28 protein-coding genes, 1 tRNA gene, 1 other RNA gene, 1 pseudogene and 2 riboswitches are annotated in these 26,914 nt (G+C 69.8%); of the genes and pseudogenes, 13 read left to right on the top strand and 18 right to left on the bottom strand.

Features of this window, described 5'->3' with window-relative positions; all coding sequences use genetic code 11:
* Positions 1-16: 16 nt before the first annotated feature.
* From LF262_RS09860 to LF262_RS09845, 4 genes are all read right to left on the bottom strand, one after another.
* Positions 17-469, bottom strand: coding sequence for a hypothetical protein (locus LF262_RS09860; protein WP_235780134.1), 453 nt, complete (start codon positions 467-469; stop codon positions 17-19).
* 10 nt (positions 470-479) lie between these two features.
* Positions 480-1,448 (bottom strand): 3-methyladenine DNA glycosylase, encoded by a 969-nt coding sequence (locus LF262_RS09855; RefSeq protein ID WP_235780133.1) that lies wholly within the window; start codon positions 1,446-1,448, stop codon positions 480-482.
* A gap of 192 nt (positions 1,449-1,640) precedes the next feature.
* A complete protein-coding gene (locus LF262_RS09850) occupies positions 1,641-2,168 on the bottom strand; it encodes a serine protease inhibitor (protein WP_235780132.1) in 528 nt (175 codons plus the stop codon).
* Between the two features lie 92 nt (positions 2,169-2,260).
* The gene (locus LF262_RS09845) at positions 2,261-2,743 is read right to left on the bottom strand and encodes a MarR family winged helix-turn-helix transcriptional regulator (RefSeq protein WP_235780131.1); all 483 of its coding nucleotides are present in this window, start codon (positions 2,741-2,743) and stop codon (positions 2,261-2,263) included.
* Between the two features lie 75 nt (positions 2,744-2,818).
* Here LF262_RS09845 and LF262_RS09840 point away from each other — a divergent pair, with 75 nt between their 5' ends.
* Both LF262_RS09840 and LF262_RS09835 read left to right on the top strand, forming a co-directional pair.
* Complete coding sequence (locus LF262_RS09840) at positions 2,819-3,043, top strand: hypothetical protein (protein WP_235780129.1); 225 nt, start codon at positions 2,819-2,821, stop codon at positions 3,041-3,043.
* Between the two features lie 82 nt (positions 3,044-3,125).
* Positions 3,126-3,356 carry a hypothetical protein gene (locus tag LF262_RS09835; RefSeq protein WP_235780128.1) on the top strand — a complete coding sequence of 77 codons (231 nt, stop codon included), beginning with the start codon at positions 3,126-3,128 and terminating at the stop codon, positions 3,354-3,356.
* Between the two features lie 74 nt (positions 3,357-3,430).
* Here the strand turns inward: LF262_RS09835 and LF262_RS09830 are convergent, their stop codons facing one another.
* From LF262_RS09830 to LF262_RS09805, 6 genes are all read right to left on the bottom strand, one after another.
* Positions 3,431-4,744: an aspartate kinase gene (locus LF262_RS09830; RefSeq protein WP_235780127.1), complete on the bottom strand. Its 1,314-nt coding sequence runs from the start codon at positions 4,742-4,744 to the stop codon at positions 3,431-3,433.
* 281 nt (positions 4,745-5,025) lie between these two features.
* Positions 5,026-6,051 (bottom strand): isopenicillin N synthase family dioxygenase, encoded by a 1,026-nt coding sequence (locus LF262_RS09825; protein WP_235780126.1) that lies wholly within the window; start codon positions 6,049-6,051, stop codon positions 5,026-5,028.
* A gap of 99 nt (positions 6,052-6,150) precedes the next feature.
* Entirely contained in the window at positions 6,151-6,750 is a 600-nt protein-coding gene (gene recR, locus LF262_RS09820; RefSeq protein ID WP_235780124.1) for a recombination mediator RecR, read from the bottom strand.
* Between the two features lie 9 nt (positions 6,751-6,759).
* On the bottom strand, positions 6,760-9,693 hold the full coding sequence (locus LF262_RS09815; protein WP_235780123.1) for a DNA polymerase III subunit gamma and tau: 2,934 nt from the start codon (positions 9,691-9,693) through the stop codon (positions 6,760-6,762).
* Positions 9,694-9,746: 53 nt separating this feature from the next.
* Positions 9,747-9,843, bottom strand: an RNA gene (gene ffs, locus LF262_RS09810) — signal recognition particle sRNA small type.
* 44 nt (positions 9,844-9,887) lie between these two features.
* Complete coding sequence (locus LF262_RS09805; RefSeq protein ID WP_235780122.1) at positions 9,888-10,502, bottom strand: hypothetical protein; 615 nt, start codon at positions 10,500-10,502, stop codon at positions 9,888-9,890.
* A gap of 113 nt (positions 10,503-10,615) precedes the next feature.
* On the opposite strand from LF262_RS09805, the gene LF262_RS09800 reads away from it, so the two are divergent.
* From LF262_RS09800 to LF262_RS09780, 5 genes are all read left to right on the top strand, one after another.
* Positions 10,616-11,329, top strand: coding sequence for a response regulator transcription factor (locus LF262_RS09800; protein WP_235780121.1), 714 nt, complete (start codon positions 10,616-10,618; stop codon positions 11,327-11,329).
* Positions 11,329-12,669: a sensor histidine kinase gene (locus LF262_RS09795; RefSeq protein ID WP_235780119.1), complete on the top strand. Its 1,341-nt coding sequence runs from the start codon at positions 11,329-11,331 to the stop codon at positions 12,667-12,669. Before LF262_RS09800 ends, LF262_RS09795 begins: the two co-directional genes overlap by 1 nt.
* 73 nt (positions 12,670-12,742) lie before the next feature.
* Positions 12,743-12,828: transfer RNA gene (locus LF262_RS09790), tRNA-Ser, on the top strand.
* Positions 12,829-13,069: 241 nt separating this feature from the next.
* Complete coding sequence (locus tag LF262_RS09785) at positions 13,070-14,332, top strand: M23 family metallopeptidase (protein WP_235780117.1); 1,263 nt, start codon at positions 13,070-13,072, stop codon at positions 14,330-14,332.
* 55 nt (positions 14,333-14,387) lie between these two features.
* Positions 14,388-14,894 (top strand): glutathione peroxidase, encoded by a 507-nt coding sequence (locus LF262_RS09780; protein WP_235780116.1) that lies wholly within the window; start codon positions 14,388-14,390, stop codon positions 14,892-14,894.
* A 41-nt stretch (positions 14,895-14,935) separates the two neighbouring features.
* Here LF262_RS09780 and LF262_RS09775 read toward each other — a convergent pair whose 3' ends face one another.
* Complete coding sequence (locus LF262_RS09775) at positions 14,936-15,511, bottom strand: TetR/AcrR family transcriptional regulator (RefSeq protein ID WP_235780112.1); 576 nt, start codon at positions 15,509-15,511, stop codon at positions 14,936-14,938.
* A gap of 59 nt (positions 15,512-15,570) precedes the next feature.
* Between LF262_RS09775 and LF262_RS09770 the strand changes: the two genes are divergently transcribed.
* Positions 15,571-16,056, top strand: coding sequence for a DUF4188 domain-containing protein (locus tag LF262_RS09770; protein ID WP_235780111.1), 486 nt, complete (start codon positions 15,571-15,573; stop codon positions 16,054-16,056).
* A gap of 105 nt (positions 16,057-16,161) precedes the next feature.
* Here LF262_RS09770 and LF262_RS09765 read toward each other — a convergent pair.
* Positions 16,162-17,052: pseudogene (locus tag LF262_RS09765) on the bottom strand (hypothetical protein).
* Between the two features lie 104 nt (positions 17,053-17,156).
* On the opposite strand from LF262_RS09765, the gene LF262_RS09760 reads away from it, so the two are divergent.
* Complete coding sequence (locus LF262_RS09760; protein WP_235780110.1) at positions 17,157-17,456, top strand: type II toxin-antitoxin system VapB family antitoxin; 300 nt, start codon at positions 17,157-17,159, stop codon at positions 17,454-17,456.
* A 7-nt stretch (positions 17,457-17,463) separates the two neighbouring features.
* The gene (locus LF262_RS09755) at positions 17,464-18,108 is read left to right on the top strand and encodes a LytR C-terminal domain-containing protein (RefSeq protein ID WP_235780108.1); all 645 of its coding nucleotides are present in this window, start codon (positions 17,464-17,466) and stop codon (positions 18,106-18,108) included.
* A 78-nt stretch (positions 18,109-18,186) separates the two neighbouring features.
* Here the strand turns inward: LF262_RS09755 and LF262_RS09750 are convergent, their stop codons facing one another.
* The 3 genes from LF262_RS09750 to LF262_RS09740 are packed head-to-tail and all read right to left on the bottom strand — an operon-like array spanning position 18,187 to position 23,315.
* Complete coding sequence (locus LF262_RS09750) at positions 18,187-18,462, bottom strand: hypothetical protein (RefSeq protein ID WP_235780107.1); 276 nt, start codon at positions 18,460-18,462, stop codon at positions 18,187-18,189.
* A gap of 59 nt (positions 18,463-18,521) precedes the next feature.
* Positions 18,522-23,024 (bottom strand): HAD-IC family P-type ATPase, encoded by a 4,503-nt coding sequence (locus LF262_RS17120; protein WP_235780106.1) that lies wholly within the window; start codon positions 23,022-23,024, stop codon positions 18,522-18,524.
* A 15-nt stretch (positions 23,025-23,039) separates the two neighbouring features.
* On the bottom strand, positions 23,040-23,315 hold the full coding sequence (locus tag LF262_RS09740) for a hypothetical protein (protein ID WP_235780105.1): 276 nt from the start codon (positions 23,313-23,315) through the stop codon (positions 23,040-23,042).
* Between the two features lie 223 nt (positions 23,316-23,538).
* Here LF262_RS09740 and LF262_RS09735 point away from each other — a divergent pair, with 223 nt between their 5' ends.
* Complete coding sequence (locus LF262_RS09735) at positions 23,539-23,781, top strand: hypothetical protein (RefSeq protein ID WP_235780104.1); 243 nt, start codon at positions 23,539-23,541, stop codon at positions 23,779-23,781.
* A 67-nt stretch (positions 23,782-23,848) separates the two neighbouring features.
* On the opposite strand, the gene LF262_RS09730 is transcribed toward LF262_RS09735, so the two are convergent.
* The 3 genes from LF262_RS09730 to LF262_RS09720 all read right to left on the bottom strand — a co-directional run bounded on the left by LF262_RS09730 (position 23,849) and on the right by LF262_RS09720 (position 25,389).
* Positions 23,849-24,295, bottom strand: coding sequence for an SRPBCC family protein (locus LF262_RS09730; RefSeq protein WP_235780103.1), 447 nt, complete (start codon positions 24,293-24,295; stop codon positions 23,849-23,851).
* 72 nt (positions 24,296-24,367) lie between these two features.
* Positions 24,368-24,622, bottom strand: coding sequence for a hypothetical protein (locus LF262_RS09725; RefSeq protein WP_235780102.1), 255 nt, complete (start codon positions 24,620-24,622; stop codon positions 24,368-24,370).
* A gap of 119 nt (positions 24,623-24,741) precedes the next feature.
* On the bottom strand, positions 24,742-25,389 hold the full coding sequence (locus LF262_RS09720) for a TetR/AcrR family transcriptional regulator (protein WP_235780101.1): 648 nt from the start codon (positions 25,387-25,389) through the stop codon (positions 24,742-24,744).
* Positions 25,390-25,532: 143 nt separating this feature from the next.
* Positions 25,533-25,626: riboswitch (glycine riboswitch) on the top strand.
* Positions 25,627-25,730: riboswitch (glycine riboswitch) on the top strand.
* 53 nt (positions 25,731-25,783) lie between these two features.
* Here LF262_RS09720 and LF262_RS09715 point away from each other — a divergent pair.
* Together LF262_RS09715 and LF262_RS09710 are read left to right on the top strand one after the other, a co-directional pair.
* Positions 25,784-26,590, top strand: a complete 807-nt coding sequence (locus tag LF262_RS09715; protein WP_235780100.1) for a methylenetetrahydrofolate reductase — start codon at positions 25,784-25,786, stop codon at positions 26,588-26,590.
* 64 nt (positions 26,591-26,654) lie between these two features.
* Positions 26,655-26,861 (top strand): hypothetical protein, encoded by a 207-nt coding sequence (locus LF262_RS09710; RefSeq protein WP_235780099.1) that lies wholly within the window; start codon positions 26,655-26,657, stop codon positions 26,859-26,861.
* The last annotated feature ends 53 nt before the right edge of the window (positions 26,862-26,914 follow it).

The raw sequence follows: 26,914 nt of genomic DNA, 5'->3' as shown, positions 1-26,914 counted from the left end.
GGTCGAGCCGACTGAGCTACACGCCCGACCCCCACGTCGTCAGCTGCGCCTCCAGCTGATCGAGGTGTTCCCGCGGCGCCGCGCCGACCTTCTCGATGATGGTCTGCGGAGAGAACCGAACGCGCGGGCCCCTGACATGTGGGCCCACCCACTCGGCGTCGGCCCGCACCGCCGCGATCGTGTTGCCTAAGAACACGGCGGCCGCTTCCGCGAGACCGGGCCGACCCATGATCTCTTGGTGATGGGCGCGGAGGTGCGCCAGCAGCGCGAGTGGATCACGCGCCGTCGTGCGCGGGTCCATGCCGCGCGAGGCGAGGAATTCCGCGAACCGCGCGTAGCCGGCGCGGTGCCGCACAGGTACGGGGTCGGGGCCCTCGGCGCGGCGCGTGTAGACCGCGGCGTTGCGCGCGAACTGCGACGGCGGGGTGTGCAGCACGTGCGCACGCCCGTCGAACAGGTCCTCGTCCATGCGGCCCAGCCTAGCCTCTGAGCGCGGCCTCGAGCGGACCCATCGCCGCAATAAGCCGCTCCCTCAGCACGGCGGCCTCGGCCGCGAATGCGCGCTGCGCCTCGACGTATTCGGCCTTCCCGGCGGGCGTCTCGATCGCAATGGGCTCGAATTCCCAGTCCGAGAGGTCATAGGGGGAGGCCTGCATGTCCATGGTCCTGATGCGCCATGCGAGCTCGAAGCAGTCCATGAGCAGCTCGCCGGGGATGGCTGGCCCGAGCTTGTACGCCCACTTGTACAGGTCCATATTCGCGTGGAGGCAGCCGGGCTGCTCAAGGTCCCGCTGGGTGGCGCGGGTCGGCTGGAGCTCGTTGAGCGGCGCGGCGTCGGGGGAGTAGAAGCGGAACGCGTCGAAGTGCGTACAGCGGATGCGGTGCTCCTCGACGACCCGATCCGTGCCTTCGGCACCGAGCCGCAGCGGGAGGTATTCGTGCCGGATCCCGAACTTCTCGCTCCGGTACGCCATCGCCCACTCATGCAGCCCGAAGCACCCGAACTGGGCCGGCCGTGCCGCCGTGCCGCGGAGGATCACCCCACTGAAGCGGATGGTCTCCTCGCGCTCGGCGGCGTACGCGGGCAGATCGAGCACGACGGCGGCACTCGCCCCGGGCGCGTCGTCGGCGGGAAGGCCCGCAGCCGCCCGCTCGGGCTCGGTGAGCGTGCGGTAGTGCTTCCAGCCGAGGCGTTCTTGAGCGGCGTCACCCACGAGCGCGACCTCCACCCCCGGGTGCCAGCGGCCGAGCTGCCCGGGCTTGTGGGTGTAGTACGTGAAGAGGAAGTCCTCGACCGGGTGCTTCTTCCGTGCGTTGCGCCGGGCCACGAACGGCTCGGCGAACCGTCCGACCCGTTCCGCATGCGCCCGGGCACGCCGGAGCCACTGGTCCTCGGCGAGGACGGAGTTGACTGATGCGGGGGTGCGTGACGGGACGGGCAAGGGCACCCCTCGATTATCCCCGAAACAGCTCAGATGCCCGCTTGCGCTATGGTCTGCGGGAGCTCGGGGCGTGCCTTCCTGCTCAGGATGGCTCGTGGGAGGAGGTGATCTCTCGGGGTGTTGCCGCCGACACGCCGAAGCAGCGCGGGTGACCTGAGCACGAAGGCACGCGCCTCTGTCCGCGCCCCTGCTGACCGGTCACACAGCCCCGCCCGGGGCTCCCAGAAGATCTTGAGCGGCGGCCCACTCACCAATCCCGCAACCGTCGGTGCGCGCGAAGCGCCGATCAATCGGCCTGTCGTTGACCGTCCCCGTCACCGTCGCGACCTCCGGCCCGCCGTACTGCTGGGTGCAGAGCCGGTCCTCGGCCGGCGGGGCCAGCAGTTCGGGCCGCGTGGCGACGAGGGCGCAGGCGGACGCCGCGGCGGGATGGGTGCTGCCAGCCAGGGGCTGCGAGCCCGAGCACCTCAGCGTCCAGCGCTGCTCGGCCTCGCCTGGCGCGCGCACGACGAGGACCTCCAGATCCGCCGTGAACGCACCTTGGGTGCCGCTCGGCGACCCAGAAGGGGAGCTGGCTGCGGCACCTGGGTTGGGCGGCGCCGTCGTCCGTGGTTCTGATCGATTCGGCTGGGATGCCCCCGGTCCCGCTGCGCATGCTGTCAGGACCGCCGTGCATGCCGCGACCGTGAGCAGGACGGGAAGCCAGAGATCGGCCCGACGCCGCATGGGCACTCCTTTGTCCGCAGGTCCTTGCCTCCACTGTCGCATAGGGGCGCATCCTGTACGCCTGAGGCCCCGCAACCGCGCGCAGTGACTCCTCAACGTGCCGTCAGGGACTCGGCAGCCTCAGCGTCAGCGGCACGGCTGGCCTGGGCGGCGGCGATGAGCCGCATCATGGAGGCATGCAGCTCGGCGGCCTCGTCCCGCGTGATGTTCAGCCGGTCCATCATCGTGGTCGGCACGGAGAGCGCCTGCCCGCGCAGGGCCGCGCCGCGCGGGGTGAGGGCGACGTCGAGGGCGCGCTCGTTGCCCCGCTGCCGGGACCGGGTCAGCAGCCCCGCGTCCTCGAGCCGCTTGAGCAGCGGGGTCACGGTCGCGGGCTCGAGGAGCAGCACGTCGCTGATCTCCTTCGCCGTGCGGGGTGACCGTTCCCACAGGGCCAGCATCACGAGGTACTGCGGATGGGTGATCCCCAGCTTGTCCAGCACAGGCCTGTAAGAGGTAATGACCGAGCGGCTCGCGACGCTCAGGGCGAAGCACAGCTGCCGCTCGAGGAGAAGATCGTCGTTGGCGTCGCTCATGGCATTCCTCCATTAGTTAGTGCACTAATAATGAGGGTACTATCCGATGAAGGACCTGAGGACGGAAGGATCGCAATGTCGGGGGAGAACTTCGCACAGAAGCTCATGCGGACCACGGGGAAGCTCCGTTACTTCTTCGGGCCCGCGCACCGCAGCTCGTCCACCCACGCGATGACGGAGGCCAACAGGCGCCTGCTGCTCCAGCGCGAGGCAGAGGCGCAGCAGTTCGAGACGGTCACGCGCCCGGACGGCAGCACCTATGTTGTTCCCAAGGACCCCGAGGACCAGTCCCTGCGCTGAGCCTCATCGAAGCGCTCATCCACCCCTGAGATCTGCGTCACCCCGCGCGTACAATGACGCTACCGGAAGGGGGTGATGAGAGATGCCCGAGAAGCACAGGGTACTCGACACCTTCATGCGAGTCGCTGAACGTGCCGAGGCCGTCTGGGGTCCCGCCGCGCACAGTGATCCGGAGGCGCCGATCGTCCATAGGCACGACGCCTTCGAACAGGCGTCCGAGGACGAACTGCGCAGCTTCGAGGTAGAGACCGACAGCGAGGGACACCACTACGCTGTCCGCAAGGGGGAGCCCGCGCCCCGAAGACGCCGTTAGCACCGCGCCCAGCGCAGCACGCACGACGACGGCCGGCCACCCCCAGCGGAGGGTGGCCGGCCGTCGTGGTGGGATCAGCGGCCCGTGCCGCCGTACACGGTTGCCTCAGCCTCGGCGTCAAGGTTGAAGGCGGAGTGGATCGCGCGGACGGCGTCGTCGAGCAGATCGGCGCGGGTCACCACGGAGATGCGGATCTCGGAGGTCGAGATCATGTTGATGTTGATCCCCGCGTCCGAGAGTGCCTGGAAGAACGTCGCGGAGACGCCCGGGTTGGAGCGCATGCCGGCGCCGATGAGGGAGAGCTTGCCGATCTCGGCGTTGTACTCGATGTCCTCGAAGCCGATCGTGTTCTGGGCGGCCTTGAGCGCCGTGAGGGCTTCGGCGCCCTCGACGATCGGCAGGGTGAACGAGATGTCCGTCTTGCCGCGGCCGAACGTGGAGATGTTCTGCACGATCATGTCCACGTTCGAATGCGCCTTGGCAATGACCTGGAATATGGCGGCGGCCTTGCCGGGAATGTCCGGGACGCCCACCACAGTGACCTTGGCCTCGGAGCGGTCGTGTGCAACGCCGGAGATGATGGGCTGTTCCAAAGCGACTCCCTCGCTGATGGTGATCTTGTCTTCGGGGCTGGGCAGCACCCAGGTTCCCTCGTGCTGGCTGAACGAGGAGCGCACGTGCAGCGGCACCCCGAAGCGGCGCGCGTACTCGACGCAGCGCAGGTGGAGGATTTTGGCGCCGGAGGCGGCTAGCTCGAGCATCTCCTCGCTGGAGATGCGGTCGATCTTCTTCGCGGCAGGCACCACGCGCGGGTCCGCGGTGTAGACGCCGTCCACGTCGGTGTAGATCTCGCACACGTCTGCGTCGAGCGCAGCAGCGAGGGCAACGGCGGTCGTGTCGGAACCGCCACGGCCCAGCGTGGTGATGTCGTGCGATTCGCGGCTCACCCCCTGGAAGCCCGCGACGATCGCGATCGCACCCTTGTCCAGCGCCGTGCGGACGCGGTGCGGGTCGACGTCGATGATGCGTGCCTTGCCGTGGATCCCGTCCGTGATCATTCCGGCCTGCGAGCCCGTGAACGAGCGGGCCTTCGCACCGAGCTTGTTGATGGCCATCGCGAGCAGGGCCATCGAGATGCGCTCGCCGGCGGAGAGGAGCATGTCCATCTCGCGAGCCGGGGCCTCGTCCGTGATCTGCGCGGAGAGATCGAGGAGCTCATCGGTGGTGTCCCCCATCGCCGAGACCACGACCACGACCTCGTGCCCGGCCCGCTGGGTGTCCACGACGCGCTCGGCTACCCGCTTGATCCCGGCCGCGTCCGCGACGGACGAGCCGCCGAACTTCTGGACGATCAGCTGCCGGTCAGGCAATTCGAGGGGCAACGACATGCGGGCACGCTCACAGGGGGTTAGACACTACGGGGGTCCCAAGCAGTTTACGCCCCGGCCCTCTCGGCGGGTGAATTGTGTCCGCCCCGCGGGCGGCCCTGGGCGAGGCATAGGCATCAGCACGGGAAGTGCCGTTCTCAGCCAGAAGGCGCTGTCACGGGCACTTCCTGGGGAAAGCGGCACTTCCGGTCCCGGGGCCGGTACGCACGACGGCGAGCGGCCCGCTTGGGTGCAGCCCGCCGTCGTTCGCTGGGGTTGAGCCGGCGCCGTGAGCCGTGCCGTCAGCCGACCAGCTGCGGGTAGTGGATCTTCGCGGTCTGCGGGTGCGCGCGCAGCCAACCCTTGAGGACGTTCTGCCCGTAGGAGGCGAGCATCGGGTTTTCCGGATCGTCGGAGACGCCGCGGGCCTGGGCTGCGAGGTCGGCCGGCAGCTCGACCGGCTCGATCACTGCATCGAGGCGCGGTGACCAGAAGAACGGCACAGAGTAGCGGTCCACGCCGGCGGGCGGGGCGGTGACGCGGTGGATCGTGGCCATGAGGTAGCCGTTGGTGGCCACCTCGAGCATCTCGCCGAGGTTGACCACGAGCGCGCCCGGCGTGGGCGGGACATCGATCCACTCCTCCTGCCCGTACGGCTGGACCTCGAGTCCGCCCACCTGGTCCTGCAGGAGGAGCGTGACGAAGCCGTAGTCCGCGTGCAGGCCTACGCCCTGCTTTCCGGCCTCGGGGACAATGCCCGTGCCCACGTAGTGGACGAGCTTGCCCATCCAGGCGGGCGTGCCCGCGAAGGGCTCGGCGAAGTGGTCCTCGGGCAGGCCGAGGGAGACGGAGATGGCGGAGAGCAGCTCGGCGCCGACGGTGGACATCAGTGCGGCCCACTCCATGGCCGCCTTCTCGATCGCGGGGAACCCGGCCGGCCACTGGTTCGGGCCCTGCAGGCCCAGGTACGGCTGGTCCGCGGGCACATCCTCGAGGGGGAGCCGCTCGGGGCCGTAGTCGATCTGCTCGCGGGCGTCCGCCCGGCCGCGGGTCACCTCGGTGCCTAGACGGGTGTAGCCGCGGAACTGGGCCGAGTTGCGGTTGTCCAGGGCGAGGCGGTCCTCGAGGGGGAGCCGGAAGAACTCCGCCACCGTGTCCAGGAGCTCCTGGTCCTGGCCGGGCCGGGCGCCATAGCCGACGATCTGGAAGAAGCCCACGTTGTGCGTGGCGTCGCGCAGTGCATCGAGGAATCCGGGGGTGAACTGGCCATCCGCGTCCCTCGCCGTCGAGAGGTCCAGGACCGGAATGGACGTGCGTGCAGTGCTCATGAATCCAGCATGCCCCCGCCGTGCGCGGGCGCTTAACAATCTGTCACAAATCCCGCGGTGAGATGTTCGGTGAGGGTGGGAGCACGCCGTCGGTCGCGGCTAGCCGATGGCGCTGCGGCGGCCCTCGAACGCGCGGCCGAGGGTGACCTCGTCTGCGTACTCGAGGTCTCCGCCCACCGGAAGGCCTGATGCCAGGCGCGTCACGGTGACGCCGATCGTCTTGAGCATCCGGGCCAGATAGGTGCTCGTGGCCTCGCCCTCGAGGTTGGGGTTCGTGGCGAGGATGATCTCGGTGACTGTCTCGTCATTGAGGCGCGTGAGGAGTTCGCGGACGCGCAGCTGGTCGGGCCCGATGCCGGCGATGGGGTTGATCGCGCCGCCCAGCACATGGTATCGGCCCCGGTAGGCGCGGGTCCGCTCGATCGCCATGACGTCCTTGGACTCCTCGACCACGCAGATCACGCTCGGGTCGCGGCGCGTGTCGCGGCAGATGGCGCACGTGTCCTGCTCCGTGACGTTGCCGCAGATCTGGCAGAACTTGACGCGCTCCTTGACGCCGATGATCGCCGCCGCGAGGCGCTTCATGTCCGCCGCATCCGCCTCAAGGACATGGAAGGCGAGCCGCTGGGCCGACTTGGGCCCGATGCCCGGGAGCCGGCCGAGCTCATCGATCAGGTCTTGGACTGCGCCTTCATACACCCCACTACGCTACCGCGGCGGTATGACAGTCCCGTCCAGAGACCGCTCCTCGATGAGTTTGCCGCCGAGGATCCTCTCCACCGCGGTCCGGCCGAACACGCTCGACTGCTCGATCGTCTCGTCGTCCGCGCTCGGGATGTCCTCGACGTACTGCTGGTTCTGCACGGGCTCAGGCTTCTGGGCCTGCGAGCGTTCCTGGGCAGCCTTGCGGCTCAGGCGCTCGTACATGCTCAGCTTCCGACCCGGATCGTGCGGCGGGCGGGACGCGCCGTCGGTGGGAGGCTGGGGTGCGCGCTGGGGCGGCTGGGCCGCAGCCGGCTCGTACGACGGCGCTGCTGCCGCTGGCTCCTCGGGCTTGGCCGCCCCGGTCTCGGCGGACTCGGCAGATTCTGCGGGCGCGGGGGGTTTGACCGCCGAGGGTGCCGAGCCGGCGATGGTGTCCGGGCGCACGTTCGGTTCGGTGCCCACGCTCCATACGCCCGGCGTGCTCTCGCGGGCGTACGACCATGGGTCCTTCAGTCGCTTCTCCTCCGGCGTGTTCTCGTTCGCCTCGGTCGGTGAGCCCTGCGGGCCGGGGGCTGCTGGCGCGGGGGGCTGCCGCTTGACGGGGTTCTGCCTGGGCGCGCCGTAGCCAGCATCGTCGGGGTACGGTTCGTCCCATTCGCCAGGTGGTTCCTCGTCCGAGTACGGGATGCCGTCGAATGGTCCCCCAGAGGTCTGGGGCTCCTGGGACGCGGGTGCTTGAGGCGCGGTGGCTTGGGGCGCGGGTCCCTTCGCCTCCCCGCGTGCCTGAGGTTGCGTGGCCGGTTTCGCGGAATGCTGGCCCTGCGGAGGCGGCTCCTCCTGGGGGGTTGCTGCGGCGGGCTGAGGCGCGAGGCCGGGGGTGAGGCCCCAGGCGACGTCTGCCGCGGAGGGAGCCGTGGGGCCAGCCGGGGAGGGTGCGGGCCGCGGTGTCGCTTCCTGAGGCGGCTCGGGCCTCGGGGCGGACGCAGGTGAAGGCGCCGGCTGCTGCGCGGGGGCCAGTGAGCGGTCGGGCTGCTGTGCAGCCGTTGGCTGGGAGGGGGCGCCCACGCGGGGCACGGACGTGCCCTGGGACGGCTCAGCCGATGCTTTTGGGCGGGCGTCGCCTCCGACCAGAGGCGAGGGACCTGGGCCGTTGCCGCCCGTGACGGCGTCGATCTGGCAGTCGACACCGAGCACGCTCTGGATCGCCTGGTGCAGGTTGGCGGAATGGTCGCCGCGGGTGAAGGCGGCCGCGAGGCCGGAGGTTCCGAACGCGAGCGCGAGGGTGCGTCCGTCGAAGCCGGCGACCGAGGCGTTGGGCCCCACGAGTGCCCACGTGCTGCGCTTGACCTTCGCGAGGGCGTCGAGGATCTCCGGCCACGCGCGGCGGAACATCTCCACGCTGCCTGCCCCGCCGCCCTGCGCCGGCGCCGGAGGGCGTGAGGCCGAGGTCGGGGTCGGGGGCGCCGAGGTCTGGGCTTCTGGACGCGGTCTCGGCTCCGCTTCGCTGCGCTCACCGGCTGGCGGCTCGCTCCGTTCAGTCACCGTGGGCACCGGACGGTCAACCGGCGCGGGTCCGGGCTGCTCAACCGGCGCGGGTGTGGGCTGCGCAGCCGAAGGGGGAGTGGCCTGGGGATTCGACTCCGCTTCGCTCCGCTGGGTCACCCGGGATTCGCGGGGCGCTGTCGATTCTGCTCCCGTGTCCGGGCGGCGCTCCTCGCTGCTCGACGGACGCTGCTCGGCCACGGGTGGCGACCCCGCGCCGTCGTGCGCGAAGGAGAGGCGGCGCTCAAGCCGGTCGACCCGGGCGGCCCAGCCCCGCTCGACCGCGTCCGCGGCGGGGAGCATGAGCCGCGCGCAGAGGAGTTCGAGGTGCAGGCGCGGCGAGGTGGCGCCGGTCATCTCGTTGAAGGCCTCGTTCGTGACGTCCGCGGCCCGGGAGAGCTCAGCCGCCCCGAGGTTCTGCGCCTGGACCCGCATCCGCGCGAGCTGGTCGGCGGGCACGCCGCGCAGGATCGACTCGGCGGCGTCGGGCAGCGCCTGGACGATGATGAGGTCGCGGAACCGCTCGAGCAAGTCCTCGACGAAGCGGCGCGGATCGTGCCCGGTCTGGATCACACGGTCCACGGCGCGGAACACCGTCCCCGAATCGTTTGCTGCCATTGCATCGACCACGTCGTCGAGCAGCGTCGCGTGCGTGTATCCGAGCAGGGCGACGGCCAGCTCGTAGTCGATCCCCTCGGGGCCAGCGCCGGCCATGAGCTGGTCCAGCACCGAGAGGGAATCTCGCACGGACCCGCCGCCGGCGCGGATCACGAGGGAGAGCACCCCAGGCGCCACGCGCACGTTCTCGGACGCGCACAACTGCTCGAGGTACTTCAGCAGCGGCTCCGGCGGGACGAGCCGGAAGGGGTAATGGTGCGTGCGCGAGCGGATGGTGCCGATGACCTTGTCCGGCTCCGTGGTCGCGAAGATGAACTTGATGTGCTCCGGAGGCTCCTCGACGATCTTCAGCAGCGCGTTGAAGCCGGCTGACGTGACCATGTGGGCCTCGTCGATGATGAAGATCTTGTACCGGTCACGCACCGGCGCGAACGTAGCGCGCTCCCGCAGGTCACGGGCGTCGTCCACACCGCCGTGGCTCGCGGCGTCGATCTCGATGACATCAAGTGAGCCGGCGCCGCCGCGGGCCAACTCGACGCAGCTCGGGCACGCGCCGCACGGGTCCGGCGTGGGGCCCTTCTCGCAGTTGAGGCAGCGGGCGAGGATCCGCGCCGAGGTGGTCTTGCCGCAGCCGCGCGGGCCGGAGAAGAGGTAGGCGTGGTTGACGCGGTTCTTGCGCAGCGCCGTCATGAGCGGCTCAGTGACGTGCTCCTGTCCGATCACGTCCTGGAACGTGTCCGGCCGGTACCGGCGGTAGAGGGCAGCTGGAGCAGTCACGTAAGAAACCCTACCAATCGGGGCCGGAGCGGAGCCCGGGTTATCCACAGGTATGAAAAGGCCCCTCATGCACCCGCCAGAGCCCACTTACCCTTGCTACCTTCCGGTCCTGGGGGAGTTCAGCAGGATGACGCCACATGAGGGGCTGCAAATCATCTTAGCGGAGTCCGGGCCGGGCCTCGAATCGCAGGCGGTCAGCTCCCTGCGGACGGGGCCGGCGATGGTGTCGCGGGTGCGGACGACGGCGCAGGGGACGCCTTCGCGGGCGCCTTCTGGATCGCCTCGGCGAGCTTCTTCACAGCGTCGCCGTAGGTTCCGTCGAGGGCGTGCCCCTTGACGGTCTGGGCGGCCGCGGCCTCCTGACCGGATGGGGCGCCAGCGAGGGGCCAGAGCTCGTCCCGCAGCTTCTGCGGCAGGTGGCGGAAAGCCGCCGGGTGCCCATTGATCGCCGTCCGCGCCGCTGCCTGCGCGTGCTGGCCGTACTGTGACGTGCCGTCCTGGCGGATCACGACGGCGAGCAGCCGCCGCAGCGCGGCCCTCGCGGGCTGCTTCGCGGAGGCCTTCGCTCCCGCACCCGGGGTGGCAGACGGCGACGGGGTGCTTGCCGCCGCCGGGGCGATGGCCGCTGCCGGCCGCGCCGAGGTCATGGAGGGAGTCGAGGCGGCCTCGGCGGCCGCGGCCCCGCCCCCCACGAGCACGGCGGCTGCGACGGCCGAGGCGGCGCCGACCGCCCAGCGGCGCCGGCGAGAGGGAGCGGGAATGGCGGTAGTGGGGTCCTGGGGCTGCATGGCGTTGCCTTTCGTCGTCATGCCACCCATGGTTCCGGCGCAGCGCAAGCGTACGGTTCGGCCAATGTTCGGGGAATGTAAGGCGTGGGCGCGCGCCCGGGCGGGGCGGCGCCGTCGTGCGCTTGAATAAAGGGGTGGAAGAGCGCAACGCCCGCGGGGCGCGCGGGCTGGTGCTCGTGGCCGAGGACGAGGACGCGATCGCTGATCTCGAGCGCCTGTACCTCGCCCGGGCGGGATACGGCGTGCACGTGGAGCGGGACGGCGTCGCCGCGCTCGAGCAGATCAGGCGGCTCAAGCCCGTGGCGGTCGTCCTCGATGTGGGCCTGCCGGGACTCGACGGCGTGGAGGTCTGCCGCAGCCTGCGCGAGGCAGGCAACTGGACGCCCGTGATCTTCGTGACCGCCCGGGACGACGAGGTGGACCGCGTGCTGGGCCTCGAGTTGGGGGCCGACGACTACTTGACCAAGCCGTTCTCCCCGCGTGAGCTCGTGGCGCGGGTGAAGGGCCTCGTGCGCCGCGCCGCCGGGCCGTGGGCGCCGGAGTCCCTGCGCGTGGGGCACATCCGGCTGGATCTTGCGCAGCGCACCGCGGAGGCGGACGGGCGCCGCGTGCAGCTCACCGCGATGGAGTTCGACCTTCTCGCGCACCTCATGTCCCAGCCGGGACGAGTGTTCAGCCGCGAACAGCTCCTCGCGGCCGTGTGGGGCCAGGCTGACTACGGCGGTGGGCGCACGGTCGACGTGCACGTGGCACAGCTGCGCGCCAAGCTCGGCGACGCGAGCCCCCTGCGCACCACGAGGGGCGTCGGATACAGCGTGTCGCCGGATCCGGGTCCGGCGCGGGGATGATGGCCTGGTTCCGGTCGCTGCACGCGCGCGTCACGCTCGTGATGGTGGCCGTGGCAGCCCTTGCAACGGTCGTGGCGGGTCTCGTGGGAGCCCAGCTCATCCAGTCTGCGGCGGTGGATCAGGCCCGTTCGAGCCTGTCCCGCGAGGCGACGGCTTTGAGCGCCTCGGGGAATGTCACGGACCTCGCATCGCTTCGCGAACTCGCGTTCGGTGAGTCTGGCCGCATTGCCCTGATCCTGCCGGACGGCGCCGTGACTGGTGCCGGTCGGCGATTCGTCAGCTCGGGCGCGGTGAAGAAGGTCCTGGCAGGCCAGTCTGTCTCACAGACGGAGACCGTCGCGGACGTGCCCGTGGTCGTCGAGGCGCGGCCCATCGCGGCGGGGGGCGGCCTGGTCCTTGCCGAACCCGTCGCTGCCGTCACCCGGGCAGCCGGGCCCCTCGTCACGCGGCTCCTATGGGCACTGCTCATCGGGTTCATTGCCGCGGCGCTCGGCGGAGCGCTCGTGGCGCGGTGGGTCGCCGGGCCCCTTGTGCGGGTGGCCGCGGCAGCGCGTCGACTCGCCGGCGGCGAGCGGGGTGTGGCGGTCGACGCCGCCGGGCCGGGTGAGGTGGCGCAGGTTTCCCGGGCGCTCGCGGGCCTCGATGCGTCCTTGGCCGCCAGCGAGGCGCGCCAGCGAGAGTTCCTGCTCTCCGTCTCCCACGAGATGCGCACGCCCCTGACCGCGCTCCGCGGCTACGCCGAGGCCCTCGCCGATGGGCTGATTCCCGACCAGGAGGTGGCGCGCGTGGGCCGGACGCTCAGCACCGAGACCGAACGCCTGGACCATTTTGTGCGGGACCTCCTCGAGCTCGCCCGGCTCGAGGCGGACGACTTCCGGATCGATGCCCAGCCGGTCGACGCCGCGGAGCTGCTGCCCGCAGTCGTGGAGGCATGGCGCGGCGTGTGGGAGCCGGCGGGCGTTGCCGCACGGGCCGACGTTGCCGGCCCACTCCCGGTTGTCACGGATGCCCGGAGACTGCGACAGCTGCTGGACGGGCTGGTCGAAAACGCACTCAGGGCGACGCCGCGAGGCTCGCCGCTCGTGGTGGCCGGACGACGGGATCGCACGGACGTGGTGGTCGAGGTGCGCGACGGCGGTCCCGGGCTGAGCGACGAGGACCTCCGCCAGGCTTTCGAGCGCGGGGCGCTTAGGGACCGCTACGCCGGGGAGCGGAAGGTGGGCACCGGGCTCGGCCTCTCGATCGCTGTCCGGCTGGCTGCACGCCTCGGCGCCGCGATCACTGCGGGCCGGGCGCCGGAGGGAGGCGCGCAGTTCTCCCTCCGATTCCCCTCGGCGTGATGAGCGCGAGGGGCCGATTCGGAGCATCCGCCCCGGTCGGGTATTCTGGTACCTGCTCTTGACGAGCGCACCTGGAGGATTCGCCTAGCGGCCTATGGCGCACGCCTGGAACGCGTGTTGGGTTAACAGCCCTCGGGGGTTCAAATCCCCCATCCTCCGCACCTCGATGCCCCGGTCTTCGGACCGGGGCATTGTTCGTTCGCGCCGCCATGGCCCCAAGCTGAGCGCGAGCGGGGCAGCCCACATTTCTCACAGCTTCCGCCCCTGTTCAAATCCCGCCGAGGTCGCCAGAATGAGACCGTGCGCCGGGCTGCGGCGGCGCCGCGACTGATTGGGGAGTCCGATGGCACCTGCCGTCAGCCGCGCACTGTCCCGTGTGCGGGCTCGTGTGACCGCAGTGATGGCAGCCTTGACGGCCGCCGTCATGATGAGCGCCTCACCTGCTCTCGCGGGGGACCTTTATCCCATCACAGCGGATCCGGGCGCGGTCGTGCAGTTCTACCGCACCGCGGTCGGCTCCCTCGCGGCTGGCCACATCTCGCCCATCGCGGTTGCCCAGGCCGATCTCCCTCGGCCCGAAGCGGGAAAGCTGTACGCGCCGTTGACGAGCCTAACCCCCACCTCGGGGTTCGGGTATCGCACAAGCCCCCTGACCGGCCAGATCGGTGAGTTCCACTGGGGTCAGGACTTCGCCGCAGCCTGCAGCACCCCGGTCTATGCGGCGGACGCCGGCGTGGTCCGCGCCGCCGGATGGCATCCGTGGGGCGGCGGGAACCGGGTCGAGATCGATCACGGCAATGGGATCATCACCACGTACAACCACATGCTCGGCGCTGCCATGAGGACGGGCGAATCGGTTGAGGCGGGCCAGGTGGTCGGCCTGGTCGGGTCCACCGGATCATCGACCGGCTGCCATCTCCACTTCGAGACCATCAAGGACGGACGGCACATCGACCCGATGATGTTCACGTTCATCCCGATAGCGCAGAAGGACCCCCTGGCCGCCATCCAGATCACTGACTACTCCCCGAAGGACGGCAAGTCCACGAGCGAGCGGCAGAACTGGGCCGTTCCAGTGGTGGCCGAGGAGCCTGCACCGGGCGATACCGTCACCCGCGTTCCGTCGGCGCCGACTCCTCCAGCGCTCACTGACCCGACTCCCGCTGGTCCGCCGGCAGCCCCGCCGACCACGTCGCAGGTGCCGGCCGCCGGCCCAACGTTGTCCGGGCCGTCACCGTCGCCTGCAGCAGGCACAACGGCGCTCCCGCCTGCGCCTGCGGCGACTCCAACCCCGAGCCAGACGCCGACTGATCCCGCCCCGGCTACGGCTGCCCCAACCCCGACCGCAGGGACGACGCCGACTCCCACCCCGAGCGCGACGGCGGACCAGCCGGCGCCGACGTCCTTCACCACCGCGACGACAAGCCCCACAGTGGCCACAACGGCCGCGCCCGCGCCCACGCAGACATGCGCCCGCCCGACGGCGACAGCCACGGCGACCCCGACGGCTACAGCGTCTCCGACGGCGACAGCCGCGGCGAGCCCGACGGCGACAACCACGGCCAGCCCGACGGCTACAGCCGCGGCCCGCCCCACGGCGACAGCCGCGGCGAGCCCTACGGCGACGGCGTCTCCTACGGCAACCGCCCCGCCGGGCTGCTGAGGCCCGTCTCCTAGGCCTCGCCGGGCCTCGACCGGGCCAGGCCTAGACTGGCCGGGTGAGCCTGCACGAGATTGCCCTAACCCTGAACGACGGCACCGAGACAACGTTCGGCCAGTTCACTGGCCGCGCTGTGCTTGTCGTGAATGTCGCCTCCAAGTGCGGCTACACCCGCCAGTACGAAGGCCTCGAGGCCCTCTACCGCAGGTTCAAGGACCGTGGATTCACGGTGCTCGGGGTGCCTTGCAATCAGTTCGCCGGGCAGGAGCCCGGGAGCGATGCGGAGATCGTCGAATTCTGCCGGGTGAACTTCGGGGTGACGTTCCCGCTCGCTGCCAAGGTCAACGTCCTGGGCAAGGACCAGCATCCCCTGTACGCCTCGCTGACGCGGTTTCCAGCCGAGGATGGCTTGGGTGAGAAGGTCAAATGGAACTTCGAGAAGTTCCTGGTCAGCCCCCAGGGCGGGGTGGTGGGCCGGTTCCGCTCGGCCGTGGAGCCGGATGACCAGGAGTTCATTGCCGTGATCGAGGCGGTCCTTCCGGCATCGGTGCCCATCGCCTCTTGATCCTGGACCCAGTCCGCTCGGGGCCGTGGTCGGCGACCGCGTCAGCCCGCCCAGCCGCGCCGCACGGATTCGAGCGCGGCCCGGTACGCGACGTCCCAGTCGGCGTCGGAAGGTCCCATGTGGGCCAGCTCGAGGCTCACGAGGCCGTGGACCTGGCCCCAGATTCCCACCGCAACCACCTCGACGAGGCCGTCCCTGAGCTCCCCGGAAGCTTGTCCGGCCGCTACGGCAGAGCGCAGCGGAGCCATGGAAGCGTCCGCGACCTCGGGGTCCGGCGTGCAGTCGGCGTACGCGGAGAGCGCTCCGCCGAACATGAGCCGGTAGAGCGCCGGGTGTGCAAGCGCCCATTCACGGTACGCGAGACCGAGACCTAACAGGCCTGCGCCCGCGGCTGCGCGCTGTGAGGCGCCGAAGGATGCGAACGCGCCATCGAGCACCGCGGACAGCAGTTCCGCCTTGCTGCCGAACAGCGAATACACGGCAGTCGTTGACGTCCCTGCCTCCGCGGCGACCTGGCGCAGCGAGAATCGCGCCGGCCCGTCCCGGTCGACTAGGTCGGCGGTGACTTCGAGCAGCCGATCGCGGAGCGCCGCATCGTGGACCGTGGGTCTTGCCATGATGGGATTGTATACGTAACGTTGTTTTGTAACATCGTTATGAAACAGGAGTGGCAGTCATGGGACAGGAAGTCTTCGCAGGCAGGTACACGGCGACGCCGGGCCGGCCCGTCACCGTGTTCCTCATCGGCATGCGGGCCAACCGCTGGTGGAAGCTCGGCACGGTGCTGCGTGTCGGGAGTGCGATGGGAACCATGCTGCGCCATCTGTCGCAGAATCCGGAGGCGGGCATGCTCGGATTCCACCAGTGGCTCGGGCGGACCACAATGCTGGTGAGCTACTGGGAGAGCCCAGAGCACCTCCAGCGCTTCGCCGCCAACCGCGACGCGCCGCACCTCGCCCCCTGGCGTGACTTCATGCGAACCGTGGCGGGCAGCGGGGACGTCGGCGTATGGCATGAGACGTACCAGACGCCTGGCTCCGGCATCGAGACGGTCTACAGCGGAATGCCGCGCTTCGGCCTGGCGCGGGCCATCGGACACGTCCCGGTCAGCGACGGGCTCAATACCGCTCGTCAGCGGCTTCGCACCGCCGGTGCGGCCTGACGCACGACGGCGAGTGGCGGCGTCGTGCGTCAACGTCGCCACCCGTACGGGTGACCTCGACGTCACAGGGGGCGACGTCGGCGTTGCGCGGGGTGATCTGGCGGCTCAGTCTGCGAGGGCGAGGGCGTCCCGCCAGCCGGTGAGGAAGGCGAGGCCAGCGTCATCGTGGATGACCTCCGGGCCGAGGCCCAAGTATGCGGAGGTGTAGACCTCGTACGGCTTCGAGGGCACACCGTCGGCAGGGCGTACGTCCACGTGGGCCACAGTGTGGTCGTTGTGGTGCAGCCAATCAGCCATCGCGTAGTCGGTGCGGGAATCGCCCATCGTGTACCAGGCCGCCGGGACGACTCCGTCCCGGCGCAGGCGCTCGCACGCGCGGGCGGCGCCGAGGTCCTTGCCGAGGCGGACCGACTCGATGTCCGTGGAGATGATGGTCGGATCGACGCGGTAGTCCACCGTGTCGTCGCTCCCGGGGCGGTGGTGGTCCAGGCGCGTGGCGCCGAGGTCGTGCCGGGCCATGAGCTCCAGCGCATCGGCGTCGAAGTGCTCCTGCTCCTCACGGTAGTCCCGGTTGGAGACATCGACGCGCTGCTCGACCGAGACCATTGCACGCTTCGTCTCGTCGAAGAACATGTGATCCGCGTACTTCGCCGCGACGAGTTTGCGGACGTCGTCGGCGAAATCGCCCGGGACGGCGAGCTCCCGGTCCACGTGCACCACGCCGGCATCCTGAGGTGTGAACGAGAACCAGGTGGCGCCCTTCTCTCAGACCGCGTGGACCGTGAGGTCCTTCGGCATGCCGGCGCCGATCATCGGGTCCATGACCCGCTCCCGAATGAACGTGTCCGAGCGCCCAGTGTTGAAGATGATGGGAATCCCCGCTCCGCCCAGCTCGTTCAGCAGGGCAATGACCTCCGGCATCACGGTGCGCGTGACCGGGCTTGCGATCGGGCCGTCGACGTCGAGGAGCAGGGCAAAAGGAGGGGCGGTCTGCATGGGCCCATTCTTGCAAAAGGGTGGCGAATAACCGTTTGGCCACAATGCGCGGTGCCCGCCCGCACGCGCTCCCGCGACGACTCCCGCGAGCCTAGGCTTGAAACGTGATTTTCAAAGCGGTGGGCGAGGGGCGCCCCTACCCGGACCATGGCTACGTGACGCCGAGGGACTGGGCAGCCCTCGCGCCGCGCCCCGTCCGCTTGGACGAACTCGTCACCACCAAGCGCACCCTCGACCTTGAGGCACTCCTCGCCGAGGACTCCACCTTCTTCGGAGACCTGTTCCCGCACGTCGTCCAGTACAAGGGCGTCCTCTATCTCGAGGACGGTCTGCATCGTGCGGTCCGCACGGCCCTCCACCAGCGCACTGCGATCCACGCGCGCGTCCTCGACCTCGACGCGTGAGCCCCCGATGGCACGCAAGCCCCAGGACTTGACCCGGTACCACGGACACCACGTGGTGAGCGGCAGCCAGCTGCGCACGCAGTTCGAGGAGGATGCCGATGCGCGGCAGCGCTCCCGCCAGTGGAGGAAGGCCCGCCATGCCGTTGCGATCGGCCTCCTCGCGGCCCTCCTGTTCGCAGGAGTCGGCGCGGCCTTGGAAGTCCTGTCGGGCCGTCTCACGATCCCGGAACCGGGGAGCAAGCCCACGCACCCCACGACCTGCCCGTCCGGCACCTACGACTACCTGCCGCCCGAGAAGGTCACCGTCAACGTGCTCAACGGCGCAGGCAAGGAAGGCCTCGCGGCCGAGGTGGCGGACCAGCTCAAGGCGCGCAAGTTCATCGTGAGGGCCGTGGGCAACGAGCGGACGGCGATGGAGTCGCCCGCCGTAGTGCGCGGGGGGTTCGGGGGAGAGGCCGCCGCGTTCACGCTCCAGCGCAATGTGCCGGGGAGCGTGTACATCCGGGACGGCCGCTCGGATGCGAGCGTTGACCTCATCCTCGGCTCGTCCTTCAAGGTGCTCACGGACCCCGCCGTGGTTGACCAGACGCCCGGCCCGATCGCGTGCACACTCCCGACTGCGAGCTCCACTGCGCCCACATCCCGCGAATGACCGTGCTTCGAACCTCCACCGTGGCCGAATCCAGTCCGCGCTCGGCCTACAGGACGTGGACGGACCCAGGTTCTACGCTCAGGCCTCTTCGAGGGCGTCTCCGAAGGCTTTGAGGGTCTTGTTTCTCGAGATGCGCGAGATGAGATGCCCTGCAGCCAGGACCCCGGCAACCGGCCACTCGATAATCCCTGCTGCGGCCAGCACACCGATTCCACCGAGGAAGGCCAGCTCGTCGGTGGGCGGGAGTCGCACCGTGCCGACACCTTCGAAGTTGATAATGATGGTGCGGTGATTGCCCGCTTTGCTCGCAGCCGCGGAATAGGTTCCCTTGGCGGCTCTTTCGGTCTCAGTCACGCTCTCTCCCAGATGTCAGAACCAGATGTCAGAAGGGGTAGGGTCTGCTGCTGCAGCGCTCATGCGACCTCCGGGACCGCGGACGCCGAGTCCTCAACGGCCCGCATACGCTCGTTGTACTCGGGCGTTTCGGAGAACTTCCTCCTGGCCACGAGGGCACCGAGAAGGACCACGGCAAGGCTCGCTCCAGCGGCGATCCCCCACCCTAGGGGGCCGAGGGGCACCGAACCGAAGAAGGCGCTCAGACCAGGGGTCTGGATTACGGCGGCGAGGGCAGCCAAGGAGATGGCTCCGCTGACAACGACGCCGCGAGAGGGGCCTCCGACCGTGATGGTCTGCCCGAGTTGGGTCGCCACGAGTGAGACGAGTCCCACGGTCGGGGCCGCTCGGCGGAGCCCGAGCAGTCTGGCGAGAGCCCAGCCGGCGCCGGCCCCGGCCGTCGTCAGGGCCGCCCTGAACCCTACTTCTCTGGTCAGCGCCGAGCCGAGTGAGGCTTCCGGTCCTTCTGCCAGCAGAGCCTCGGTCGAGGCCGCGTGAGGCGGTCGCAGGGCGACGGCCAGAGCGGGAGCAAGGTCGGTGAGCAGGTTCACCAGCAGGAGTTGCCGTGCCCGCAGGGGCGACAGGCCCGTGGCCAGCGCTCCTAGCAGGGTGAAGGCGATCTCCCCGAGGTTCCCTCCCACAAGGATGCCGAGCGCTTCACGCACCGAGCCCCACATTGCCCGTCCTTCGACGAGCGCCGCGATGATCGTCTCGAGCCTGTCGTCCGTGACCACGAGGTCCCCTGCGGCTCGCGCAGCCGGAGTGCCCCTGCGCCCCAGGGCGATCCCGACGTCGGCAAGGCGTATGGCGGGGGCATCGTTCGCGCCGTCGCCCGTCATGGCGACCGTCTTGCCGAGGCCCTGCAGCGTTTGGACGACGCGTACTTTGTGCGCCGGGGTGCCCCGGGCCACCACTGCAACATGCGGGAGCACCCGCGCTAGTTCGTCGTCACCGAGGGCATCGATCTCGGTCCCGGTGATCACCCTGCCCCCGTCCTCGAGAAGGTCGAGCCGCTGTGCGACCGCCGCGGCGGTTCCCGGGTGATCGCCGGTGATCATCAGGATCTGGACACCGGCTGCGCGGAGGGCTTCGACAGAGGCCGCGGCCGCCGGGCGCACCGGGTCGGTCAAGGCAAGGAAGCCGAGGAACGTCAGGCCCACAACGTCATCGTCCTCGAGTTGCCGGGGGGACTGATCGAGGCGCGCTTCTGCTACTGCCAGGAGGCGGTACCCCTCTGAGGCGAGCTTTTCGACGCGCCGTGTCAGCCGCCGGCGCCGAGCCTCGTCGAGGCCTCGTCGCCGGTTGCCGGACCTCACGGCCGTGCAGCGTGCTAGAACAGTCTCGGGGGCGCCTTTGACGCTGAGCAGGGTGCCCTCGTGGGTGCTGGCCAGGGTCGCGTGGTAGGAGCGCGATGGCTCGAAGGGCAGCGCGCTGAGCCTCTTCCAGCCCTGCGCTCCCTCGTCTGGGCTGATGCCGGCCTCGCGGGCCGCGGAAGAGATGGCGCGGTCGGTCATGTGAGCGAGCGGGCGCCGAGCTGAAGGCGTGGCACGCAGCCCAGCCGCCACGACTCCTCGGCTACGCGTCTGCAGCGCGTGGAGGGAATCAAGCTTGCCGTCAGCGCCGGTCGCTGATTCCAGCCTGATGCGTCCCTCCGTGAGAGTGCCCGTCTTGTCGAAGCCGAGGACGTCGACTCGGCCGAGAGCTTCGATCGTCCTCGGATTCCGCACCAAGGTCCCCCGTGTCGAGAGGCGGCGCGCCGAAGCGAGCTGGGCGGCGCTGACCAGGAAGGGCAGCCCCTCGGGGACGGCAGCGACTGCCAAGCTCACGCCCGCGCCCACCGTGCTCCTGAACGGACGACCCCGGAGGAGACCTGCAGCGATGACCCCGACCGCGGACACGAGGGTGATCGGAAGCGTGACATCGGTGATGTGCGCCAGCCGAGCTTCAACTCCGCCCGTCGCCGAGCCCGACCTTGTGGCGGCCATGCTGCGGCCGGCCTCGGTCGAGAAGCCGGTCGCTACCACCACAGCAGTGCAGCGGCCCGCGGCCACGGTGGTCCCCTCGTAGAGCATGGAGGACCTCTCGGCGACGCTCTCGGCAACGATCGGTTCCGCGGATTTGGCCAGCGGGAAGGGTTCGCCCGTCAGTGATGACTCATCCGACTGCAGCGCGATGGCCTCCAGGATGCGGCAGTCTGCGGGGACTACTTCGCCTGGCCCGATGAGGACGATGTCTCCCGGGACGAGTTGTTCGGCGGCCACGTGAGCCTCTGCGTCGTCCCGCAAAACGCGCGCCGTCAAGGCGCTCTTCGAGAGCAGGTCCTCGAGTGCGCGGTCCGTGCGAGAGCGCTGGACCCCTCCGATCACGGCGCTCGCGAGGGCCACGGCGGCCACTAGCCCGGCATCGACGACGGCGCCGATGGCCGCGGAGAGGGCCGCTCCGGCGCCGAGAATCGGAGTCAGCGGGTTGTTCAGCTCTTCGGCAATCGCGGATGGGAGCCGGAGGATCGGGGGCCGGGCGTCGTGTGTGCCCCGCAGCCGCCGGCGCGCTTCGTCCGAGCTGAGGCCGCCGCGGCTGGTAGACAGCGCCTCGAGGACGGCCTCGGACGGCATCGCATGCCATGGCACCCGGGATATGGGAGGACTCATGGGTGCGCGGATGAGACGCGAGGCGGACCAGACTCCCATCGCGAGGGAGATTGCTGCGGCGGTGTTCACGGCGAGAAGGGACCGCGGGGCGGCGGCCGAGCCTGCCGCGGCCGCGGTCGCGGAGACGCCCCCGATGGCAGTCGCGGCCTGTGCGAGCATGACACTGCGCCGGCTCACGTCTGCAGCGACAGCCGAGGCCTCCATCAGGAGAGCGGCGAGGGCATAGTCCTGCCCCGCCAGTATGTGCGCCCCCCATGGCGGTGCCTTGTCCGCTGAGCGCGGGTCCACTACGCCCACTCCCACGTCCGCGGCGGCGAGGGCGTGCGACCGGCCGGAGAGCACCATCACCACTTCGCCCTGCGCCTGCAGGTCGCGGACTGTTGAGACGAGGCGGGGTCCCCCGGGAAGGAGATCGTCGGCGGCGAGTGCCAGATTGGCCCCCGGGCGTCCGGCGAGGACGAGACGGTGGCCTGATCGGTGCCCGGCGGCGGCAAGAGCCTCGAGCGACTCATGAGGCTCGTCGATCACAGCGGCCATGGCCTTGAGCTGCCCACCGTGGACCAGGCCGAGCACTGGGTCCGTCCCGTCTCCGCGGTGCGTCTGCTCCCGCGTGCCGCGCTGCTCTGGGAGTTCGGAGAGCTCGGAGAGCTCGGGGCCGAGTGGAGCAAGGGTCCAGCCATCCGCAGAGTGCCCCGAAAGGGCGTCGTCGGGCCTGAACAGGGCGTGCAGCCTTTCGGCGACCTCTTTGGGATCCGCGCCTGGAAGGACCCTCATCTGCCCCAGCAGGTGCCTGCCTGTGGTGAGGAGGTCGACGTCGAGCACGATCGCTGTGACGCGGTCCAGTCGTCGAAGGGCTGCCGCGTCAAGCACGATCGCGCCCCGCGACGCGAGGTGCCTGCCGACGCTGGATGAAAAGGCTTCGCGGCCGGCACGACCGGCCTTGGGGAGGGCGGCGAGCGCGAAGCCGACAGCTTGCCTCGGGTGGCGTGTCGCTGCCAGGGCGATGCCGAAGGCTCCTGCCCCCAGAAGCCCCGCACGATCTGCCCAGACCTCGACAGGCCCGGGTGGCAGTTCGCGAGGGCGTTCCACGACGATGGGAGCAGCGCGTGCGCGCTCCGAGGATTCGAGCAGACCGGCCGCGTGCATCCTCCACGCGGCGGACTCGGCTCTGGCCTCGGCCAGTATCAGGTACCTTTGGGCGGCGTCGACGCTCAGGCTTACGACACCGCGGGACATGGCCTGGGCTGCGGCGTTCGTCAGGGCCAGCACGAGATCGGCGGGCCCCTCCCCGATCTGCCGCTCAAGGACCCCCCGCAGGCGCGGCGTGCTGTCTACCACCGACACCGCCGCGGCGATCTCCTGCGGGAGCGCGCTGAGCCTCAGGAGGTGCGAGGCTGCGGCCGCGGCCAAGCCGGCAACGTCCGCTGCCAGCTCAACCGCGGCTCTCTCCACCGCAACGCGGTCAACAGGGGCATTTCGCCCCCGCGGAGCGTTGTCAGCGGATTCGGTGAATTCAGCTTCGACACGGTCGACGATGGCGACCAGCTCCGTAAGCAGAGCATGGGCGCGGGGGTCGTCTCCGGCCGCGCTGGGGCGGAAGCAGATGACGACGCGCCCGAGCGGCGCATTGACGCGGGCCCACGTGACGTCAGCATGCTCCTCGAGAGCCCTCTCGAGGTCCGCGATGTATCTGGTGCTGCCTGGACGGTTCACGCCCTTGGCTTCGATCGCAGCCCTGCCCTCGATGGCCCAAGCGCGCCTCCCCGCGACGCGGTCCGGGACCACTGCATCGAGAAGCCGCTGTGGAAGCGAGGGCACCCCCAGCTGCCGGGCTGGCTCGACGAGCGCCTGCAGAAGCGACGATAGGAACGGCACGTCGCCCTTACTGGTCTAGCGGCCGGCCGCGCGTCGGTTTGACTCGGCGAACCGCTCCGCGACGTAGCTGCCGATACCCACGGCCGCGACCACGGGCCACTCGAGCACTCCGATCACCCCCGCAGCCGCCAGGCCGCCGAACCACAGCAGCCGCTTGGGCTCCATCAGTTCCGCCATGGCAGGGACCTGCGGAACTGTGAAGGTGATCTCCTGGCCCCCGGGACGATTCTCGCCTGCAGTCCCAGTAGACGATGCTTCCTTCTCGTTACCGGCGCCGGTGTTCGTGGCCATGTCATCCTCCTAGTCGACGGTCGGATCAATGGAGCACGCAATAGTAGGCACCCTCGCTGCCAGATGCGAATACTTTGGACGAGATTTCCTCGGTTCGGGTTTGACAGCCGTTAACCTCGCGGCAACGAGCGATCGCTACCGTCCTTGTGACACTGATGACGGCGACTGCCCGACGCACAGGCGTACGGTTCCAGCGCTCCACCGCATTGCTTAGGAACGCATCATGAATGAACTGGCTGAGGCCTGGTCCTCAGGGCCGATCCGCATCCACTTCGAGGGAATCGGCACCGTAACCCTGCCACCGGTCGACACGCTCGCCTTCCTCGGCGGCGCGGCCCTGCTGGCGGCCGTCGGCCTGATCGAGTGGCCTCTCGCGGTGCTCGTGGTTGTGGCTCGTCTGCTGGCGCTCACTAGGCGCAGCGCAGGCCTGCGGGGACTGGGCGACGCCCTGGCCCTCGTGCGGTAGCCGCGGGGCGAGTGCTCAGAGGGCAAGGCGGCGCGGCTGTGCCTCGTTGGTGGCCTCCGACGGCTGGTCAGGATGACCCGGCCAGGATGCGGTCGAGGGTGGCGAGATCCACAAGCACTTGCCGGCGGTAGCCCTCTACAGCGAGCGTCTCTGCGACCACGCTGAAGCTTGACCCCGGGCTGGGGCGAGCGTCCGCGCGGTAGGCGAGCCGCGTGCCAGACCCCTCGGGAATCATCGTGTAAGAAATAGTGACGCTGATGTTGCCCGCTACGGCTTGGAAAGATATAATACTCGGCCGTTCGTGATCGACAATCTCCGCCGTCCAGTCGTAGGTCCGCCCGAGGATCTGGCTCGTCCCCCTGAAACGGGAGCCGCTCCGTATCGGCCCGTCGCCCTGGGTCTCTGCGTGCAGGACGATTCCGTGATGCGAGGCGAGGTTCCCGGGGTCCCGCACGTAGTCGAAGACCTCCTGCGGCGTGGCCGCGATGAAGATGCTCGCTTCAAGGCTGGCCATGCCGTCTCCTTCTGCGGCTGCCCGAGGCCGCAGCCTCGCTAGTCGGTAACTCGTGCTGACGGACGCGTGCGACTACCTGCGGCCTGAGCGCGCGAAGCGCTCCGCGACGTAGGTGCCCACTCCAACTGCAGCGACGACCGGCCATTCGAGGACACCGATCGCTCCGGCCACGGCGAGACCACCGAACCAGAGGAGGTGCTTAGGCTCAAGAGCGTCGGCAACTCCAGTGATCGATGGCACGGTAATCGTGGTCCCGGCTGCCGCTGCCCGGTGTTCTTCTTCATTGGCTGTCTGAGCTGCCGCGCTCTTGTCTTGGTTCGTGGCCATGATGTCCTCCTGCTGACTTCTGCGATGGAAGGGTTGTGCCAATTTCCCCGCTGTCAATGCTAGGTCTGCTTGCCGGACATGTGGAGAGGTGCGGTCGCGCTCCGGCCGCCCATCACCTATCACCGCAGCGGGTGGCCCCGGTCGTCGAAGCGTGCGCCGACGCCGAGCTGGATGAAGCGGACGGTGGCTTCCGTGCGCCGGTCCGTGTCGGCGTCGTGCGCCGCCTCCTCTGCCTCCTCCTCCGCGCGTCCGCGGTCCGCGCTCGCCGTGAGCGAGCCGTGGACCAGCCCGAGGAGCTCTTCGACGTCGGCCTCGGGCAGGTAGCCCTCGGCCATCGCGTCACGCAGGATCTGGGCCAGGAGGGCGTTGAGCTCACCCACGTGGTCGCCGAGCTTGGCGAAGGACTGCGCGGAGAGCACCGCCCGCATGGCCGGCCCTGGGGGCAGATGGCGGCGGGAGAGGTCCTCGACCTGGGCCCGGATGTACACCGCGAGGCGGTCGATCGGGTTGGCCAGTCCGGCCAACTGCGCCTTGAGGTCTGTGAGGAACCGGCCCGTCTCGTCGAGCGCGTAGCCGATGAGGAGCTCCTCCATGTCGGCGTAGTAGTTGTAGACGGCGGTGCGGCCCACTCCGGCCTGGCGGGCCACGTCGGTCATCGTCAGGCCCGGGAGGCCCCGGGTGAAGAGCAGCTGCCCGAAGGCATCGAGGATGCGGCGCTGGGTGACCGCCCGCTGTGCTGCGTTCGACTCGGCCTGAATGCGGGGCATACCTCACTTTATGTCGATGTGTCAGTAAGAGTCGTTCATGTCACACGGCGGCGCCGTATGACATGCCACTTTGACACCCTCCCGTGACGCGGACCACACTGGACCGGTCGCAGCCCACCGCGGCCTACAAATGAACATGCCGACCATCCGCAGCGGGAGAATCCTGCCACTGCAGCAGGTGCCGTAGGAGCAACTCCTCCCCAGGAATCTCTCAGGCCCAAGTACCGCCGCGGACAGGCAACTCTGGAAAGCAGCCCGGCTCGTCTGGGCTCACCGACGGTGCAAGCGACCCGCCACAGCGGCGAAGCGAAATCTCTCAGGTCCACGACAGAGCGGGGAGGGTCCAAAGCCATCGCGGCACGCCGACGTGCCGCACGAACGCTGGAGATCCCCCATGGCCGTCCATCCGCTCTCCGCCCCGCTCACTCTGGCCGACGGCGCGCCCCTGCCGATGCGCCTCGAGATCGTGCCAACCGAGGACATCGTCCCCCAGGTCGCCACGACCGTCCCGGAGGGCTCGGCCCTGACCGTGACGTGCCTGCCGCACCACGGCATCGAGACGACGGCCGAGACGTCCGTCCGCCTCGCCGGGCTCGGCTATCAGGTAGTCCCGCATCTCGCCGCCCGCAGCATCGGCGACCGGGCTCGGCTCGCGCGGGTGCTCCGGCGATTCGAGTCCGCTGGGATCACGGAAGTGTTCGCGGTCGGAGGGGACGCGGTCCAGGCGGCGGGCCCGTACGCGAACTCCCTTGAACTCATGGAGGACATCGCGGAGCTCTCCGGAGGCCGCCTCAGCATCGGCGTCGCCGGATACCCCGAGGGCCACCCCACGCACGGTGCGGTGGCGCTCCTCGACGCACTCCTGGCCAAGCAGCACCTCGCCGCGAACGTCGTCACTCAGATGTGCTTCTCGGCTCGCATGATCACCGCCTACGTGGGGCTGCTGCGCAGCGAGGGCGTGGAGCTGCCGGTCTGGGCGGGTGTGACCGGCCCAGTTCCGCGCACCCGGCTCATCTCGCTCGCGGCGAAGATCGGCGTCGGGCCGTCGCTGAAATTCATCAGCCGTAAGGGCCCGCTGGCCCGCAGGTTTTTGCGCGGGGACGCGTACTCCTGTGAGACGCTCGTGCGCGACCTCTCAGCACCAAGGACGGGCGTGGCCGGGATCCACCTGTTCACCTTCAACAGCTTCGAGGGCCGGTGACCGTGGCATCGGTCGGAGTCCAATCCCGCCGGGCGCCCCGGGTTGCCCCCAGGCCCCTCAGCGTGTGCCCTGGGGGCAGCTGCGCCGCGGGGCCCGCGTGCACATCGTGGCCGAGGGTCGCTACCTCGGCGAAGGGACCGTGGACGGCCTCAGCCGCGATGTGTCCACCCTGTGGGTCCAGTTCGGCGGTGTCGAGGGGCGCAGGATGTTCCATCGGTCCGACAACGTAGCGGTCGGACTGCGAGGCACCCGCGCGCGCCGGAACCTGTAGGGGAGCCCAGCGGGAGCGGCGCACGACGGCGGCGGCCCGACTGGCGCCGTCGT

Origin of the sequence: Sinomonas notoginsengisoli (genome assembly GCF_021554725.1) — a bacterium.
Taxonomy (GTDB): Bacteria; Actinomycetota; Actinomycetes; order Actinomycetales; family Micrococcaceae; genus Sinomonas; species Sinomonas notoginsengisoli.
This window is presented reverse-complemented; position numbering and strand designations above follow the sequence as displayed.